General features: G+C 73.7%; 15 protein-coding genes. 8 read left to right on the top strand and 7 right to left on the bottom strand.

Annotation, left to right across the window (positions count from 1 at the left end; genetic code table 11):
• Positions 1-5 precede the first annotated feature (5 nt).
• Positions 6-632: a DoxX family membrane protein gene (locus tag ACZ4MO_RS09390; RefSeq protein ID WP_175009155.1), complete on the bottom strand. Its 627-nt coding sequence runs from the start codon at positions 630-632 to the stop codon at positions 6-8.
• 313 nt (positions 633-945) lie between these two features.
• On the opposite strand from ACZ4MO_RS09390, the gene ACZ4MO_RS09385 reads away from it, so the two are divergent.
• Together ACZ4MO_RS09385 and rsrA are read left to right on the top strand one after the other, a co-directional pair.
• The gene (locus ACZ4MO_RS09385; RefSeq protein ID WP_354051616.1) at positions 946-1677 is read left to right on the top strand and encodes a sigma-70 family RNA polymerase sigma factor; all 732 of its coding nucleotides are present in this window, start codon (positions 946-948) and stop codon (positions 1675-1677) included.
• Complete coding sequence (gene rsrA, locus ACZ4MO_RS09380; RefSeq protein WP_021483111.1) at positions 1674-2009, top strand: mycothiol system anti-sigma-R factor; 336 nt, start codon at positions 1674-1676, stop codon at positions 2007-2009. Before ACZ4MO_RS09385 ends, rsrA begins: the two co-directional genes overlap by 4 nt.
• A 121-nt stretch (positions 2010-2130) precedes the next feature.
• Here rsrA and ACZ4MO_RS09375 read toward each other — a convergent pair whose 3' ends face one another.
• A complete protein-coding gene (locus ACZ4MO_RS09375; protein ID WP_099052597.1) occupies positions 2131-2205 on the bottom strand; it encodes a 50S ribosomal protein bL37 in 75 nt (24 codons plus the stop codon).
• Between the two features lie 234 nt (positions 2206-2439).
• On the opposite strand from ACZ4MO_RS09375, the gene ACZ4MO_RS09370 reads away from it, so the two are divergent.
• The 3 genes from ACZ4MO_RS09370 (at position 2440) to ACZ4MO_RS09360 (ending at position 4836) form a co-directional block, all read left to right on the top strand.
• Positions 2440-3369, top strand: a complete 930-nt coding sequence (locus tag ACZ4MO_RS09370; RefSeq protein ID WP_175009157.1) for a DUF4097 family beta strand repeat-containing protein — start codon at positions 2440-2442, stop codon at positions 3367-3369.
• Positions 3369-3968 (top strand): PadR family transcriptional regulator, encoded by a 600-nt coding sequence (locus ACZ4MO_RS09365; protein ID WP_108051657.1) that lies wholly within the window; start codon positions 3369-3371, stop codon positions 3966-3968. Before ACZ4MO_RS09370 ends, ACZ4MO_RS09365 begins: the two co-directional genes overlap by 1 nt.
• 64 nt (positions 3969-4032) lie before the next feature.
• Positions 4033-4836: a DUF4097 family beta strand repeat-containing protein gene (locus ACZ4MO_RS09360; RefSeq protein WP_074807571.1), complete on the top strand. Its 804-nt coding sequence runs from the start codon at positions 4033-4035 to the stop codon at positions 4834-4836.
• Between the two features lie 94 nt (positions 4837-4930).
• On the opposite strand, the gene ACZ4MO_RS09355 is transcribed toward ACZ4MO_RS09360, so the two are convergent.
• On the bottom strand, positions 4931-5545 hold the full coding sequence (locus ACZ4MO_RS09355) for a GDSL-type esterase/lipase family protein (RefSeq protein WP_021483233.1): 615 nt from the start codon (positions 5543-5545) through the stop codon (positions 4931-4933).
• A gap of 97 nt (positions 5546-5642) precedes the next feature.
• The gene (locus tag ACZ4MO_RS09350; RefSeq protein WP_175009158.1) at positions 5643-6557 is read right to left on the bottom strand and encodes an aldose epimerase family protein; all 915 of its coding nucleotides are present in this window, start codon (positions 6555-6557) and stop codon (positions 5643-5645) included.
• A gap of 108 nt (positions 6558-6665) precedes the next feature.
• Here ACZ4MO_RS09350 and ACZ4MO_RS09345 point away from each other — a divergent pair, with 108 nt between their 5' ends.
• Positions 6666-7661, top strand: coding sequence for an aldo/keto reductase (locus ACZ4MO_RS09345; RefSeq protein WP_175009159.1), 996 nt, complete (start codon positions 6666-6668; stop codon positions 7659-7661).
• A 187-nt stretch (positions 7662-7848) separates the two neighbouring features.
• Here the strand turns inward: ACZ4MO_RS09345 and ACZ4MO_RS09340 are convergent, their stop codons facing one another.
• From ACZ4MO_RS09340 to ACZ4MO_RS09330, 3 genes are all read right to left on the bottom strand, one after another.
• Entirely contained in the window at positions 7849-11661 is a 3813-nt protein-coding gene (locus ACZ4MO_RS09340) for a multifunctional oxoglutarate decarboxylase/oxoglutarate dehydrogenase thiamine pyrophosphate-binding subunit/dihydrolipoyllysine-residue succinyltransferase subunit (protein WP_255437267.1), read from the bottom strand.
• A 395-nt stretch (positions 11662-12056) separates the two neighbouring features.
• The gene (locus ACZ4MO_RS09335) at positions 12057-13262 is read right to left on the bottom strand and encodes an ATP-binding protein (RefSeq protein WP_175009161.1); all 1206 of its coding nucleotides are present in this window, start codon (positions 13260-13262) and stop codon (positions 12057-12059) included.
• Positions 13259-14065, bottom strand: a complete 807-nt coding sequence (locus ACZ4MO_RS09330; RefSeq protein ID WP_255437268.1) for a response regulator transcription factor — start codon at positions 14063-14065, stop codon at positions 13259-13261. The genes ACZ4MO_RS09335 and ACZ4MO_RS09330 overlap by 4 nt, the downstream gene beginning before the upstream one ends.
• 186 nt (positions 14066-14251) lie before the next feature.
• Between ACZ4MO_RS09330 and ACZ4MO_RS09325 the strand changes: the two genes are divergently transcribed.
• Positions 14252-15628 (top strand): hemolysin family protein, encoded by a 1377-nt coding sequence (locus ACZ4MO_RS09325; protein WP_114553572.1) that lies wholly within the window; start codon positions 14252-14254, stop codon positions 15626-15628.
• Positions 15625-16668 carry a hemolysin family protein gene (locus ACZ4MO_RS09320; RefSeq protein WP_034655108.1) on the top strand — a complete coding sequence of 348 codons (1044 nt, stop codon included), beginning with the start codon at positions 15625-15627 and terminating at the stop codon, positions 16666-16668. The genes ACZ4MO_RS09325 and ACZ4MO_RS09320 overlap by 4 nt, the downstream gene beginning before the upstream one ends.
• Positions 16669-16792 lie beyond the last annotated feature (124 nt).

Below are 16792 nucleotides of genomic sequence, written 5' to 3'. Positions count from 1 at the left end.
ACGCGTCAGGCGACCTTGGCGCGGACGGCGGCCCCGGCGTCGTGCACGGCACCCGCGGTGCTGCTCGCGGCGTGCTGCGCGGCGTCCTGGGCGGCCTTGGCGGCCCGTCGTGCCGAGCGCGACACGTCCTTCGCCGTGCTCTTCGCCCCGGCGACGACGGCCTCCTGCTTCGCCTGCTTGGCGAGCGCGAGGTCGTGCCGCGCGCGCTCGAGACGCCACTGGACGCCTGGCCGGCCCTCGTAGTCGGCGCCGGCGATGAGGGCGGCCCCGATCGCACCGAGGTTCGCGACGAACTTCCGCGTGCGCTCGGTCCGCGCGGCCTCGCCGCCCGTGAACGGCTGGTTGACGACGGCCAGCGGGACCGTGAGCGCGGCGAGCGTGAGCGCGGCGGTCCGGGGCGCCTTGCCGACGGCGAGGCACAGGCCGGCGACCGCCGTCGCCGCACCGTGGGCGCGGACGAGGGTCGTCACCTGCCGCTCGCTCAGCGGGGCCTCGATGCCGACGCGCTTCTCGACGAGCTCGACGCCCGCGCGCGCGGCTCGCACGTGCTCCGCGGGCTTGAGCGCGGCCTGGACCCCGTCGTAGACGAACCACGAGGCCAGCATGGGCCTCGCGAGGTGACGCAGCAGCATCGGTTCTCTCCTCATCGCTGGTGACTCGCCGGTGCCCTGGGCGGGCGTCCTCCGGTGGGTCCCAGCCTGCCGCGCCCCCCGGGACGGCGCCACCCGCGGCGGTGCCCGGGCCGGGAATGCCTGGGGACGCTCGCGGGTTGCACCCCTCGTGACCGCCCTGCTCCAGACCCCCGCACCCGCCGCCCGGGTCGCGTCGCCGACCCCGGGGTCCCCGGCGCCGGACGCCGCGTTCGCCGCCGCGTGGTCGGTGCCGAGCCGTGCGCGGGACGCCTCACAGAACACCCAGACGAACGGGGGACTAGGCTCGTTGTTGATGACAGAGCGAATCTCCGGCAGCGACGTCTCCGGCAGCCCTGCGACGACGTCGGGAACGACGTCGGACGCCGGTGCGCCCGCCGGCAGGACGCAGCCCGCCGACGCGACGGACGCCGAGGACACGAACCGCGCCCCGGAGGCCGAGAGCGACGCCGCGCGCGCCGCCCGGTTCGAGCGGGACGCCCTGCAGTACCTCGACCAGCTGTACTCCGCCGCGCTGCGCATGACGCGCAACCCCTCGGACGCCGAGGACCTGGTGCAGGAGACGTTCGCGAAGGCGTTCGCGGCGTTCCACCAGTACCGGCCGGGCACGAACCTCAAGGCGTGGCTGTACCGGATCCTCACGAACACGTTCATCAACACGTACCGCAAGAAGCAGCGCGAGCCGCAGCAGGCGCAGACGGACGACGTCGAGGACTGGCAGATCGCGCGCGCGGCGTCGCACACGTCGCAGGGGCTGCGCTCGGCCGAGGCGGAGGCGCTCGACCGCCTGCCCGACTCGGACGTCAAGCGCGCGCTGCAGGAGCTCCCCGAGGACCGGCGCATGGTCGTGTACTACGCCGACGTCGAGGGCTTCCCGTACAAGGAGATCGCGGAGATCATGGGGACACCGATCGGCACGGTCATGTCCCGCCTGCACCGAGGCAGGCGCCAGCTGCGCGAGCTGCTGGCCGACTACGCCGCGAGGCGAGGACTGGTGGGCGCGAAGAGCCCCGGAGGTGAGTCGTGAGCACGTCAGAGACCCGTGAGCCCGGACGGGGTCCGGTCGAGGAGCCGGTGACCCCGATCCCGCACTCGACCGCGGGCGAGTCCGAGTGCGAGCACGCGCTCACGCACCTGTACGAGTACCTGGACTCCGAGATGACGCCCGACGACGAGCTGCGCATGCGGCAGCACGTCGCGCACTGCTCGCCGTGCCTGGCCGAGCTGAGCGTCGAGGAGCTCGTCAAGCAGCTCGTGCGCCGCTCGTGCCACGAGAAGGCGCCGGCGGGCCTGCGGGAGCGCATCCACACGCAGCTCACCGTGATGGTCACGACGACGACGGTCGTCGAGACCCGCTGACCGCGGCACGCGGCGCGGATCCCCGGGCCGCGCGCGGGGCGAGACGCGAGAGAGGGCCCGGACCGACGATGTCGGTCCGGGCCCTCTCCACGTTGCTCCCCCTGGCGGGGGCTGCGCCGTCTCAGGCGTTGGGGCGCTTGCCGTGGTTCGCGGCGTTGCCCTTGCGGCTGCGACGCTTGCGTCCGCGCTTGCTCATGGTGTTCTCCTGACGGTCGGGGAGTGCTGCCGGTCTCGGCGGTTCTCGACGGGTGTCGACGTGGAACGACCGGTCTCGGCGTGTCCAGTCCGTCTCCCATGGTCCCACACGCGACCCCTTGTCACGGTCGAGCACGCGATATATCGTGTCTGGCAGAACGAGATATATCGCGAGTGTCCTCCGGGCCGACCCCGGCCGCCCCGGGCGCGCGCGGCGACCAGGACGGAGCGCGGGATGACGCAGGAGCTCTGGACCCTCACCGGTCCGCAGGCCATCGACCTCGCGCTCGTGCGCCGGCTCGACGCGACGATGATCGGCGGGCGCATCGACGTCGTCGCGCACGAGGACCCGGCCCGCGCCGACGCGCGCGTCGAGGTGCACTCCGTGAGCGGGCGCGCGCTCGAGGTGCGGCTCGACGGGACGACGCTCCGGGTGGGCTACGGCCCGTTCGAGGCAGGCTGGAAGGGCTTCCTCGAGCGCTTCCGCACGTACACCGGCAAGGACTCGGCGGAGGTCCACGTCGCCGTCCCGGCGGGCGCGCAGGTCGAGGTCGCGACGGTCCAGGGCGAGGCGCTCGTCGCGGGCGCCCGCGAGGGCGTGCGGCTCGCGACCGTGTCCGGGGCCGTGATGACGAGCCGGACGCGCGGCCCGCTGCGCGTCGACACCGTCTCCGGCGAGGTCGCCGCGAGCGAGCACGACGGCCCGGTCCGGATGGAGACCGTCTCGGGCGGCCTCACCGCCACGGGCGCGCTGCGCTCGCTGCGGCTCGACTCGGTCTCCGGCTCCGTGACCGTGGACACGCGCACGACCCCGGACGAGATCACGGTGAGCGCCGTCTCCGCCGACGTGCTCGTGCGCCTGCCCGACCCGGACGCGATGGACTACGCCGTGCGCTGCCTCAGCGGCCGGCTCGTGGTCGACGGCGAGGAGCAGCGCGGGTCCGCGCGCTCCTTCCACCGCGCGGCGCGGCTCGGCGCGGGGGCGCCCGTCCGCGTCTCCGCCGTCTCGGGCGACGTCACCGTCCTGCGGGGGACCACCGGGACGTCGTCCGCCCCGGCCGACGCGCCCCCGGTGCAGGACGCCGCCCCCGACGCCCCGGCGTGGGGCAGCCCCGGCGCTCCCGCCGGACGGCCGGCTCCCGCGAGCGGCCCGGTGGACCGCTGATGGCCACCGTCTTCGCCCACGGTCAGCTCCGGCTCTACCTGCTCGCGCTCCTCGCGTCGGGCCCCAAGCACGGGTACGAGCTCATCACCGAGCTCTCCGAGCGGTTCGGGGGCACCTACCGCCCGAGCGCCGGGACGATCTACCCGCGCCTCGCGCGGCTCGAGGACGAGGGCCTCGTCCACCGCAGCGCCGACGGGCGCAAGACGACGTACGAGCTGACCCCTGCGGGGCGCGCCGAGATCGAGGCGCGGCGCGCGGACGTCGCGGCGCTCGAGCACGGCATCGCCGAGACGGTGCGCCAGCGCGCCGAGGCGCTGCGCGCCGACGTGCAGGGGTCGCTGCGCGGGCTGCGCGCCGAGCTCGCGGCCGCCGCCCAGACCGCCCGCGCCCGTCCGCGCGACGGCGAGCCCGACACCCGTCGCCGCGAGTCGACCGCGCGGCGCGCCGAGGCCGAGGCCGTGCTCCAGCGGTTCCGCGACGAGCTCCGTGCGGACCTGCGCCGGGCCGACGCGACCGGCGGCGTGCCCGAGCTGACGGTCGACACCCTGCGCACCGTGCTCGACAGCGCCCGCCGGGCCGTGCGGGCGACCCTGCCCTGACGGACGATCCCAGAAGACCCGCAACGACCGACCACGCACCAGAGAACCGAACGAGGAGAAGCGCATGAGCACCGAGTCCTGGGTCATCAACGCCCCCCGGAGCGTCGACGTCGCGGACGTCCGGCGCGTCGTCGTCCAGCTCACGGACGGGTCGGTCGACGTCGTCGCCGACCCCGGCCGCGAGAGCGGGGCGCACCTCGACGTGAGCGAGGTGTCGGAGCGCCCGCTGCAGGTGAGCGTGCACGACGGCGAGCTGCGCGTCGGGTACGACTTCGCCGGCATCGAGGGCCTCGTCGACCGCGCGAAGGGCCTGCGCGACAAGGACCGCGCCGTCGTGCGGGTCACCGTGCCCGCGAACGTGCCGCTCAAGGTGACGACCGCGCGCGCCGCGGCGACCGTCGTCGGGACGCGCGCCGACGTGTCCGTCACGACCGGGACCGGCGCCGTCCGCGTCCAGGGGGTCTCCGGCACGGCGTCGGTCCGCACGGCCACCGGGTCCGTCGACGTCGGCGAGCACGTGGGCGACGTCCACGTGAGCACGGCGTCCGGCACCGTCACGCTCGGCGGGACGCTCGGGCGCGTGTCGGTCAACACCGTCACGAGCGGCGTCGAGGTCGTCGCGCGCGAGAGCACCCCGCTCGTCGACGCGCGCACGGTCTCCGGCGACGTGGCCGTGCGCCTCGGCGCCGGCTCGGCCGTGAACCTCAAGGCCCGCAGCGTCACCGGCAAGGCCGTGCTCGACGGCGTGCGCCTCGACTCCAGCGCCCAGCGCACCACGTCCGTCGACCACGTCGACCAGCACGGCGCCGGCGGCGCCTACGTGTCGGCGAGCACCGTGTCGGGCGACCTCACGGTCTCGCGCGGCTGAGCGGCGCCGCTCCGGCGGCGAGGGGGAGGCATGGTCGGCGACCGTGCCTCCCCCTCGCGCGTCCGTCCCTGCCGGCGCGGGTGCCGACCCAGGCTCAGACGGTGTCGTCGGGCAGGCCGAGCCACGCGTGCCAGCCGGTGTGCAGCACGAGCCACGCCATGAGCCCGTAGCCCGCCTGGCCGGGGAAGCCGTTCCCGCTCTGCGCGAGGTCGGCGAGCCACTGCTCGTGCGTGACGAGCGGGCTGAACGTGTCGACGTAGGGCACCCGGCGCCGGTTCGCGACGTCGGAGAACGCGTGGGACAGCTCGGCGAGGCGCTCCGCGTCCTGCGCATGCCCGGGCGGCGGCCCGACGACGAACGTGGGCAGGCGGTGGGACTCCGCGACGTCGAGCACGTTCGCGAGGTTGAGGCGCGAGCGCGCGACCGACAGCCCCGCGTCGAGGTCGTGGCGGCCGAGGCCGATGACGAGGCGGTTGTCGACGTCCGGCTCGGGGGAGAACCGCCGCGCGGTCTCCGCCTCCCAGCGCTGGCTGAGCGCCGTCGTCGTCTCGCCGGGGATGGCGAGCGGGAACACGTACGCCGGCTGGGGGAAGCGCGTGCGCGCGACGACGCGCCCCGCCCACCCCAGGGCCTTCGCGTCGCCGACGCCGGCGCTCAGCTCGTCGCCGACGACGCAGATCCGTACCTCACGACTCACCGCGTCTTCCACGAGCGCCATTCTCCCCGACGCGGGGCGCGCGGGTCGATCCGAGCCGGTGCGGACGGCGTGTCGACCCGCGCGGGGGTCGACACAGCGCTCGGACGCCTCAGAGCAGCGTCGCTCCCCAGGTCACCTCGTGCGACGCCCCGGGCTCGAGCCGGACGAGGCGGTCGCCCGTGCGGAACGCGTCCGCGATGCAGCTCATCGGCTCGGCGGCGACGCCGGTGCGGCGGAACGCGACGTCGCCCACGTGGTCGCCCGTGCAGACCTGCCACGTGTCCATCGAGCCGTCCATCCACACCGCTGCCGTGCGGTCGTCGGGTGCGGTGAGGCGGATCCAGGACAGCCCGTCCTCGTCACGCAGGGCGTCGACGTACGCGTCGTCGAGGTCGACGCCCGCGAGGAGGCGCGGCTCGCGCAGGTCGAACGTGCCGGCGGCGGGCTCGGTGCCGGTCGGCAGGAGCCGCTCGTCGGTCGTGACGCGGGTCGCCGCGTCCAGGCGCAGCGTGCACGCGTCGAGGTCCGCGCCGTCGGCCGAGAGCCACGGGTGGAACCCGACGCCGTACGGCGCGGTCGCGCTCCCGACGTTCGTCGTGCGGACGTGGACGCGCAGCCCCGCGTCGTCGAGCGAGTACGTCACGCGCGCGACGAGGTCGAACGGGTAGCCGGGGGACGGCGGCAGGTGCAGCTCGAGCGTCGCGCGCGCGGCCTCGTGCTCGACGACCGTCCAGCGCTGCCAGCACGCGAGGCCGTGCAGCGCGGTCCCGCGGTCCGGCTCCGAGATCGGGACCTGGTACGTCGTGCCGTCGACCGTGTACCGCCCGTCGCGCAGCCGGTTGGGCCAGGGGAGCAGGACGGCGCCGTTGAACGCCGGCGAGACTTCGTCCTCGCCGAAGGGCGTGAAGACCGGCCGACCCCCCACCGTGTACTCGCGGACGGCCGCTCCGACCTCGGTGATCGTCGCTGCGTGGTCGCCGTGGGCGATGCGGACCTGGGTCCCCGAGGGGGCATGGGTGTTCACGCTCACATACGGTACTCGGCGTGCGCGGGTGCGCGATGCGCCCGCGCCCGTCAGACTCGGTGCCCGGGTGTGTCTTCCGGCGCACCCGACGCAGCACGAGGAGGAACGATGGAACGACAGGTGCTCGGGCGGACGGGACGGCTCGTCTCGGTCGTCGGACTGGGAACCTGGCAGCTCGGCGCCGACTGGGGCGACGTGAGCGAGGACGACGCGCGCACCGTCCTCGACGCGTCCGCGCAGGCCGGCGTGACGTTCTTCGACACCGCGGACGTCTACGGCGACGGGCGCAGCGAGCAGATCATCGGCTCCTACCTCGCCGACAACCCCGGCCACGGGATCACGGTCGCCACGAAGATGGGCCGCCGGGAGCCGCAGGACGCCGACAACTACACGCTCGCGAAGTTCCGCGAGTGGGTCGACCGCTCGCGCCGCAACCTGCGGACCGACCGGCTCGACCTCGTGCAGCTGCACTGCCCGCCGACCGCCGTCTACTCGCGCGACGAGGTCTACGACGGCCTCGACACGCTCGTCGCCGAGGGCGCGATCGCGAGCTACGGCGTGAGCGTGGAGACGGTGGACGAGGCGCTCACCGCCATCGCGCGCCCCGGCGTCGCCACGGTCCAGATCATCCTCAACGCGTTCCGGCTCAAGCCGCTCGACGCGGTGCTGCCCGCGGCGTCCGACGCCGGCGTCGGTGTCATCGCGCGCGTCCCGCTCGCGTCCGGGCTGCTGTCCGGGAAGTACACGAAGGACACGACGTTCGCCGCGGACGACCACCGCACGTACAACCGCGACGGCAGCGCGTTCGACGTCGGCGAGACGTTCTCCGGCGTCGACTTCGAGACCGGTGTCCAGGCGGCGGCCGAGTTCACCACGCTCGTGCACGACGTCGTCGGGCAGGACCTCACCCCGGCCCAGGTGGCCATCGCGTGGGTCTGGCAGCAGCCGGGCGTGTCGACGGTCATCCCCGGCGCGCGCAACGTCGAGCAGGCGCGCTCGAACGCCGCCGCGGGCGACGCCGACGTCCTCGGCCCGCTCTTCACCTCCGGTGTGCGCGAGATCTACGACCGCTACCTGCGCGAGAAGATCCACGACCGCTGGTAGTCCCGCGAGATCGACCCGCGCGTCGCCACGTCGGCCTCCTGAGGGCCGATCTCGGGCGCTCGGGTCGATCTCACCGCTCCCCGGCCGCGGCCCGCGCGAGCTGCGGCGGCGGGCGACGGACGCACCGACGACGAAGGCCCCCTCCGTGCGGAGGGGGCCTTCGTCGTGCGCGGGTCGTGCGGGCCGGTCAGCGGGCGAAGGCCTGCTCCAGCAGCACGGCCTGCTGCGCCTGGTGCTTCTTCGCCGTGCCGGCGGCCGTGGAGGCCGACGCCGGGCGGGAGACGACGCTCACGCGCGGGAGGTCCTCGGGCAGGTTGATGTGCACGAACGACCAGGCGCCCTGGTTCTCGGGCTCGTCCTGGACCCAGACGACCTCGGCGTCCGGGTACTTCGCGAGCTCGGCCCGGATGCCGTCGACGTCGAGCGGGTACAGCTGCTCGAGGCGGACCAGCGCCACGCCCTCGTCGCCGCGCTTGGTGCGCTCGGCGAGCAGGTCGTAGTAGACGCGGCCCGTGCACAGGAGCACGCGGTCGACCTTCGCCGGGTCGGCCGACGCGTCCGGGATCACCGGGCGGAACGTGCCGGTCGTGAAGTCCTCGACGCTCGACGCGGCAGCCTTGAGGCGCAGCAGCTGCTTCGGCGTGAAGACGATGAGCGGACGGCGCGGGCGCGCGTACGCCTGCCGGCGGAGCAGGTGGAAGTACGACGCCGGCGTGGACGGCTGCGCGACCGTCATGTTGTCCTCGGCCGCGAGCTGGAGGAAGCGCTCGATGCGCGCGGACGAGTGGTCCGGCCCCTGGCCCTCGTAGCCGTGGGGGAGCAGCATGACGACCGAGGAGTACTGGCCCCACTTCTGCTCGGCGGACGAGATGAACTCGTCGATCACCGTCTGGGCGCCGTTGACGAAGTCGCCGAACTGCGCCTCCCACAGCACGAGCGCGTCGGGGCGCTCGACCGAGTAGCCGTACTCGAACCCGAGCGCGGCGTACTCCGAGAGCGAGGAGTCGTAGACCCAGAACTTCGCCTGGTCCGCCGACAGGTAGAGCAGCGGCGTCCACTCGGCGCCCGTCTCGCGGTCGTGCAGGACGGCGTGACGCTGCACGAACGTGCCGCGGCGCGAGTCCTGGCCGGCGAGGCGCACCGGGGTGCCCTCGACGAGGAGCGAGCCGAACGCGGCGAGCTCACCGAAGCCCCAGTCGATGTTGCCCTCGACGGACATCTGCCGACGCTTCTCGAGGAGCTGCGCGAGCTTGGGGTGGACGGTGAAGCCCTCCGGCGGCGCGACGTGCACCTGGCCGACGCGCTCGAGGACCGAGCGGTCGATCGCCGTCTTCCAGCCGACCATCGTGCCGGCGTCCTCGAGCTGGGACTCCGGGCGCTCGAGACCGGCGACCGGCTCGCGGTCTGCCGCGGGCGTGAACCCGCCCTCCTTGGTCTCCGTGAAGACGCGCTCGAGCTGGGCCTGGTAGTCCTGGAGGACGTGCTCGGCCTCCTCGAGCGTGATGTCCCCGCGCGCGACGAGGTTCTCGGTGTACAGCTTGCGCACCGAGCGCTTCGCCTCGATGAGGTTGTACATGAGCGGCTGCGTCATCGAGGGGTCGTCGCCCTCGTTGTGACCGCGGCGGCGGTAGCAGATCATGTCGATGATCACGTCGCGGTCGAACTGCTCGCGGAACGCGAAGGCGAGCTCGGCGACGCGCACGCACGCCTCGGGGTCGTCGCCGTTCACGTGGAAGATCGGGACCTGGTAGCCCTTGGCGACGTCGGTCGCGTACGTCGTCGAGCGTGACGACGACGGACCCGTGGTGAAGCCGACCTGGTTGTTGATGATGACGTGCACGGTGCCGCCGGTGCGGTACCCGCGCAGCTGCGCGAGGTTGAGCACCTCGGGCACCACGCCCTGGCCTGCGAAGGCCGCGTCGCCGTGGATGAGGATCGGCAGCACGGAGAACCCGTCGCCGCCCAGGTCGATGCGGTCCTGCTTGGCGCGCACGATGCCCTCGAGCACCGGGTCGACCGCCTCCAGGTGGGAGGGGTTCGCCGCGAGGTAGACCTTCGTCGTCGCGCCGGTCTCGGCGGTGAAGACGCCCTCGGTGCCGAGGTGGTACTTCACGTCGCCCGAGCCCTGGACGCTCTTCGGGTCGAGGTTGCCCTCGAACTCGGCGAAGATCTGCGCGTAGCTCTTGCCCGCGATGTTGGCGAGCACGTTGAGCCGCCCGCGGTGCGCCATGCCGATGCCGACCTCGTCGAGGCCGTTCTCCGCGGCCTTCGACAGGATCGCGTCGAGCAGCGGGATGAGCGCCTCCCCGCCCTCGAGCGAGAAGCGCTTCTGCCCGACGAACTTCGTCTGCAGGAACGTCTCGAACGCCTCGGCGGAGTTGAGGCGGCGCAGGATGCGGAGCTGGTCCTCGCGCGGCGTGCGCGCGTACCCGGACTCGAGGCGCTCCTGGAGCCACTTGCGCTGCGTGCGGTCGGCGAGGTGCATGTACTCCACGCCGACGGTGCGGCAGTAGGAGTCGCGCAGCAGGCCGAGGATGTCGCGCAGCGTCGACTTGGTGCGGCCGCCGAACCCGCCCGTGGGGAACGTGCGGTCGAGGTCCCACAGCGTCATGCCGTGGTTCTGGATGTCCAGGTCGCCGTGCTTGCGCTGGCGGTACGCGAGCGGGTCGGTGTCCGCCATGAGGTGCCCGCGCGAGCGGTAGGAGTGGACCAGCTCGGCGATCTTCGCGGGCTTGGCCGCCTCGATCTCGGCGTCCGTCGTGTTGTCGCGGACCCAGCGCACCGGCTCGTAGGGGATGCGCAGCGCGGCGAACACGCGGTCGTAGAAGCCGTCCTCGCCGAGGAGCTTCTGCGACAGGATGCGCAGGAACTCGCCGGACTGCGCCCCCTGGATGATGCGGTGGTCGTAGGTCGACGTGATCGTCAGGACCTTCGAGATGCCCAGGCGGGCGAGCCGCTCGGTCGAGGCGCCCGCGAACTCCGCGGGGTAGTCCATCGCGCCGACGCCGATGATCGTGCCCTGGCCCTGCATGAGGCGCGGCACCGAGTGCACGGTACCGATGCCGCCCGGGTTGGTGAGCGAGATCGTGGTGCCCGCAAAGTCGTCGACGCCGAGCTTGCCGCCGCGCGCACGGCGCACGAGGTCCTCGTAGGCCGCCCAGAACTGGGCGAAGTCCATCGTCTCGGCCTTCTTGATGCTCGGCACGAGGAGCTGGCGCGAGCCGTCCGGCTTCGCCAGGTCGATCGCGAGCCCGAAGTTCACGTGCGCGGGCTGGTTGACCGCGGGCTTGCCCTCGATCTGCGTGTAGCTCGCGTTCATCACCGGCATGTCGGCCAGCGCCTCGACGAGCGCGAACCCGATGAGGTGCGTGAACGAGATCTTGCCGCCACGACCGCGCGCGAGGTGGTTGTTGATGACGATGCGGTTGTCGACCATGAGCTTGGCCGGCACCGCGCGGACCGACGTCGCCGTCGGCACCTGGATGCTGGCCTCCATGTTCGTCACGACGCGCGCGGCAGGGCCGCGGAGCTTCTGCACGTCGTCCGTGGCCTCGTCCTCGGGCGCGGGGGCGCCGGCGACCTTGCGCGCGGGCACCTGGGCGTACGGCGCCGTCGCGGGCTGGGCGGTCGCGACGGGGCGCGACGCGTGGACGGCCTCGACCGCGGCGTTGACCGCCGGGTCGGCCGGGAGCTTCGGCGGCTTGACGCGCTGCGCGGCCTCGGCGGCGGCCGAGCCGTCGGTCACGGCGGTCGGCGCTGCCGGAGCCGGCGCGGCGGGGGCGGCGGGCGCCGCCGAGGCGGACGCGCCGTTCACCGGCGCCGCGGCCGGGCGGGAGCCGTTCGCGGGCGCCGCGGGGGCGTCGCTCGTGGTGTCGGCGTCCGAGCGCTCCGCAGGGCGGTAGTCCTCGAAGAAGTCCCACCACGCGGGGTCCACCGCGTTCTTGTCCTGGAGGTACTGCTCGTACAGCTCGTCGACGAGCCACTCGTTCGCTCCGAACACGGAGCTTGCGTCGCTGATCGCCTCTGACTCAGCCTTCGGGGACACGCGAGGATCGCCCACTTTCACACACAGGTCGCTGTCGGTCACAGCCCGCGACCGTGGCACGACGGCGCACCGCTCCTGCGGCGCCCCCGACGTCGGCACGGGCTCGTCCGGGTTCCGGACCACTCCAGCCTAGGCCCTCGTCGTCGGCCTCGGGGGTTGGGCGGAGCGTTCCGGCGCGGCCTGTTCGCGGGTTCTTCACGCCGTGTCTGGGCCAGGCAAACGCGACCCCACGCGCACCTCGTCGGAGGGCAAGATCGCGGAATTCCACGCCATCCCGAGGTATCTCCGCGCGACGGTGTGACGCATCTCACCCGCGAGCGCGAGCCGGTGCGCGTGCTGTCAGGACGGGGTCACCGCACGTCGGGGTGCGCCGCGTACGACGCGTCGCCGTCCTCGGGCGGGAACGGCGCGGAGCCCGCGTGCGCGGGCAGGGTGACGCGCATCGTCGCCCCGCGGCGCGAGTCCGCGACCTCGATCCGTCCGCCGTGCAGGTCGACCGCCCAGCGCACGATCGCGAGCCCGATCCCCGTCCCGCCTGTCGAGCCGCCGGTCGTCGTGTGCGCGCCCGTCGCGCTCGCCCGGGCGAACCGCTCGAAGATCCGCTCGCGGTCCTCCTTGGCGATCCCCGGTCCCTCGTCCACGACCTCGAGCACGACGTCGTCGTCCACCGGGTACGCCTCGAGCCGGATCTCCCCGCCCTGCGGCGAGTGGCGGATCGCGTTCTGCAGGAGGTTGGTCACCACCTGGTGCAGCCGCTCGCGGTCCGCCTCGAGCACGAGGTCCGGGGGCGTGACGTCGACGACGTAGCGCAGCTGCTTGCCGGCCTCGACCATCGACACCGCCTCGGCGTTCTCCTCGAGGAAGTCGCCGACGTCGATCTGGGTGATGTTGAGCGCCGCCGCGCCCGCCTCGATGCGGGACAGGTCCAGGAGGTACGCGACGAGCCGCGTGAGTCGCTCGGTCTGCGCGAGCGACATCTCCATCGTCGCGGGCGTCGGGGGTGTCACCCCGTCCACGACGTTCTCGAGCTGGGCCTGCAGCGCGGCGATCGGGGTGCGCAGCTCGTGCGAGACGTTGGCGATGAGCTCGCGGCGCACCTGGTCGCTGGTCGCGAGGTCCTCCGCCATGACGTTGAACGCCACCGCGAGCTGCCCGACCTCGTCCCGGCTCGTCGCGCGCACCCGGCGCGTGTAGTCCCCGTCGGCCATCGCGCGGGCGGCGGCGGTCATCTCCCGCAGGGGGGACGTCATGCCGCGCGCGAGGAGCTGCGTGAGCAGCAGGGACAGGACGATCGCGAGCGGGAACGTGCGCGACGGCCCGAGCTGGTTCTGCAGCCCGATCCACGTGATGAGGACGGCGAGCGTCACCGTCGCGGCGACGAGCACCCCGAGCTTGATCTTCAGCGACCGGAACGAGTCGAGCGGTCGGACGTCCGGCAGGTGCGGGCGGATCGTGTGGGCCCGGTGCGGCGCCGGCCGGGCCGGGCCGGGAGCCTGCGCCTGCCCCGGGTCCGTGCCGTCGGCGGGGTCGGTGGGGTCGGCAGCGGGGGAGGTCATCCGGCGGGCGGCTCGAACGCGTAGCCGACGCCGTGGACCGTGCGGATGAGGTCCGCACCGAGCTTGCGGCGCAGCGCCTTGATGTGGGAGTCGACGGTGCGCGTCCCGCTGGCGTCCGCCCAGTCCCACACCTCGGCGAGCAGGCGCTCGCGCGTGAGGACCGTCTTCGGCGAGCTCGCGAGCATGACGAGCAGCTCGAACTCGGTGGGCGTGAGGTGGACCTCCTCGCCCGCGCGGTAGACGCGGCGCTGGGCCTTGTCGATCGTCACGTCGCCCACCGTCATGGGCGGGTCGCTCGGGGCGGAGCTCGCGGCCTGCGTGGCGCGGTCGACGCGCCGCAGCAGCGCCTTGATGCGCGCGACGAGCTCGCGCATGGAGAACGGCTTCGTCATGTAGTCGTCCGCGCCGACGCCGAGCCCGATGAGCATGTCGGTCTCGTCGTCGCGCGCGGTGAGCATGAGGATCGGGACGGGCTGCTCCGCCTGGATGCGGCGCGTGACCTCGAGGCCGTCGATGCCGGGGAGCATGACGTCGAGGACGATCGCGTCCGGGCGCAGCCGCGTCGCGGCGTCGACGGCGGACAGACCGTCCCGCGCGACCTCGACGCGCCAGCCCTCGGCGCTCAGTCGCTGGGCGATGGCGGTCGCGATGGCCGGCTCGTCCTCGACGACGAGGACCGTGGCCGCCTGCTGCGCGGTGCCGCCACCGGCCACCGGGGCGGTCGTGGGCACGGGCCCGCGGCCGGGGACGGGACCGGCCCCCGCGCCGGTCGGTGCTGCGCTCGCTGCCCTCGGATCTGCCATGGGATACAGCGTGGCACACGTCGGCCCAGGTCGGCTGGATTTCGTCGTCGTCCCGGGGCCAGGTCGCGTGGCCCGGTCGGCCGCCCGGGCGCCGCCAGGCCCCTCCCTCCCGGGCGCCGCGCGACGGGCGAGCGCTACCATCGTCGGCACGATGAAGAGCACCTCCCGATATCGGTGGAGCACCTCGTGGTAGGCGACTGGGTCATGGTCGCGCTCGGGGTGCTCCTCACCGCAGGTACCGCCGTCTTCGTGGCCAGCGAGTTCTCCCTGGTCACCCTCGACCCCGCCGTCCTCCCCGCCGGGGACGACGCCGACCAGGAGGGCGACAGACGCGGCTCCCCGCCGTCGGGCGGGACGGGCGGCCCCGACCGCCGCGACCGCAGCGTCCGGGCCGGGCTCAAGCACCTGTCGACCGAGCTCTCCTCGGCGCAGGTCGGCATCACCCTCACCACCATCCTCCTCGGGTACACCGCGCAGCCGGCGCTCCTCTCGCTCTTCGGGGAAGCCCTGAGCTCGACGCCGCTCGGCCGCGCGGCCTCCGCGGTCCTCGCGGGCGTCCTCGCGCTGCTCGTCGTGAACTTCGTCTCGATGCTCTTCGGCGAGCTCATCCCGAAGAACTTCGCACTCAGCGCGCCCTACGCCACCGCGCGGCAGGTCGTGCCCGTGCAGCGGCAGTTCACCAAGCTGTTCCGGCCGGTCATCGCCGTGCTCAACGGCTCGGCGAACGCGATCCTGCGCCGCGTCGGGGTCGAGCCGCGCGAGGAGCTGTCGGGCGCCCGCTCGGCGTCCGAGCTCGCCGCGCTCGTACGCCGTTCGGCGCAGGAGGGCACGCTCGACGTCTCAGTCGCGACCCTCCTCACCAACTCGATCGAGCTCGACGAGCTGAGCGCCGTCGACGTCATGACCGACCGCATGCGCATGGTCGTCGTGGACCGGGACGCGACGGCCGCGGACGTCGTCGACGCCGCCCGCCGGACCGGGCACTCGCGGTTCCCCGTCATCGGCGAGGACCGCGACGACGTCGTCGGCCTCGTCCACCTGCGGCGCGCCGTCGCCGTCCCGTACGACCGGAGGCACGAGGTCCCGGCGGCGGCCCTCATGGCCGACGCCCCGCGCGTGCCCGAGACGGTGCGGCTCGGACCGCTCCTCGTCGAGCTCCGCGGCTTCGGTCTCCAGATGGCGGTCGTCGTCGACGAGTACGGCGGCACCTCGGGCGTCGTCACGCTCGAGGACGTCGTCGAGGAGCTCGTGGGCGACGTCGCGGACGAGCACGACCCCCGGCGCTCCGGCGCGGCCCGCCGCGCGGACGGCTCGTGGCTCGTGCCCGGCGTCATGCGGCCCGACGAGCTCACCGAGGTCACCGGCCTCCGTGTCCCGGAGGACGGCGCCTACGAGACGCTCGGCGGCCTCGTCATGGCCCGCCTGGGCAGGGTGCCCGAGCCGGGCGACGAGGTCGCCGCAGGCGCGGGCCGGCACCGCGTGGTGCTGCGCGTGGAGGCGATGGAGGGGCGGCGCGTCGAGCGGCTCTCGGTCCGCGCGACGCCGACGGAGGGGGACGCATGAGCTCCACCACGGCGCTCCTCGTCGCGCTCCTCCTGCTCGCCGGCAACGCGTTCTTCGTCGGCGCCGAGTTCGCGGTGATCTCCGCGCGCCGCTCGGCGATCGAGCCCCTCGCCGCGCAGGGCAACCGGCGCGCCCAGACGGTCCTGTGGGCGATGGAGCACGTGTCGCTCATGCTCGCGTGCGCCCAGCTCGGCGTGACCGTCTGCTCCACGGGTCTGGGCGTCGTCGCGGAGCCCGCCATCGCGCACCTCATCGAGGACCCGTTGCACGCGCTCGGCGTGAGCACCGCGCTCGCGCACCCGATCGCGTTCGTCGTGGCGCTCGCGATCGTCGTCTACCTGCACGTGGTGCTGGGCGAGATGGTCCCGAAGAACCTCGCGGTCTCCGGTCCGGAGACGGCCGTCATGTGGTTCGGCCCGCCGCTCGTGTGGATCGGCCGCGTGCTGCGCCCCGTCATCGTCGCGCTCAACTGGCTCGCGAACCACGCGGTGCGCGCCACGGGCGTCGAGCCGAAGGACGAGGTGGCGTCGGCGTTCACCGCCGAGGAGGTGCAGTCCATCGTCGAGCACTCCCAGGCCGAGGGCGTGCTGCGCGACGAGCAAGGGCTGCTGTCGGGAGCCATCGAGTTCTCCGAGCGCACCGCGCAGGACGTCATGGTGCCCGTCGCGGACCTCGTCACCGTGACGGAGGGCTGCACGCCCGACGAGGTCGAGCGCCTCGTCGCGAAGACCGGCTTCTCCCGGTTCGCCGTCGCGGACGTCACGGGCGACCTCGTGGGCTACCTGCACGTCAAGGACGTCCTCTACGCGGACGAGACGACGCGCGAGGCCCCCGTCCCGTCGTGGCGCGTGCGGGCGCTCGCGGCCGCCGCGCCCGACGACGAGGTGGAGGACGCGCTGCGCGCCATGCAGCGCTCGGGGGCGCACCTGGCGCGCGTCGACGGTCCGGAGGGCGGCGGCGCGCTCGGGGTCGTCTTCCTCGAGGACATCCTCGAGGAGCTCGTCGGCGAGGTGCGCGACGCGATGCAGCGTCGGCCGTAGGTCGGCGGGTCCGGCGGCGCGAGGTTCGCGGAGGACGCTCCGCCGAGGCCCTGAGCAGGGGACTTGGCATCGCCGGAGCCCTTCGTTACTGTTCCGTGATTGATCGGTCATCGGTGGCTCGGAG

The sequence above is a fragment of the Sphaerisporangium cinnabarinum genome (assembly GCF_055567015.1).
The sequence above is the reverse complement of the archived record's forward strand: the minus strand, read 5'-3'. Positions and strand labels throughout refer to the sequence as shown.

Bases quoted from the DNA above. Each gene is read 5' to 3' on its own strand.
- ACZ4MO_RS09390 (WP_175009155.1), bottom strand. From the start codon at position 632: ATGCTGCTGCGTCACCTCGCGAGGCCCATGCTGGCCTCGTGGTTCGTC.
- ACZ4MO_RS09320 (WP_034655108.1), top strand. From the start codon at position 15,625: ATGAGCTCCACCACGGCGCTCCTCGTCGCGCTCCTCCTGCTCGCCGGC.
- ACZ4MO_RS09365 (WP_108051657.1), top strand. From the start codon at position 3,369: ATGGCCACCGTCTTCGCCCACGGTCAGCTCCGGCTCTACCTGCTCGCG.
- ACZ4MO_RS09330 (WP_255437268.1), bottom strand. From the start codon at position 14,065: ATGGCAGATCCGAGGGCAGCGAGCGCAGCACCGACCGGCGCGGGGGCC.
- ACZ4MO_RS09370 (WP_175009157.1), top strand. From the start codon at position 2,440: ATGACGCAGGAGCTCTGGACCCTCACCGGTCCGCAGGCCATCGACCTC.
- ACZ4MO_RS09335 (WP_175009161.1), bottom strand. From the start codon at position 13,262: ATGACCTCCCCCGCTGCCGACCCCACCGACCCCGCCGACGGCACGGAC.
- ACZ4MO_RS09385 (WP_354051616.1), top strand. From the start codon at position 946: ATGACAGAGCGAATCTCCGGCAGCGACGTCTCCGGCAGCCCTGCGACG.
- ACZ4MO_RS09345 (WP_175009159.1), top strand. From the start codon at position 6,666: ATGGAACGACAGGTGCTCGGGCGGACGGGACGGCTCGTCTCGGTCGTC.
- ACZ4MO_RS09360 (WP_074807571.1), top strand. From the start codon at position 4,033: ATGAGCACCGAGTCCTGGGTCATCAACGCCCCCCGGAGCGTCGACGTC.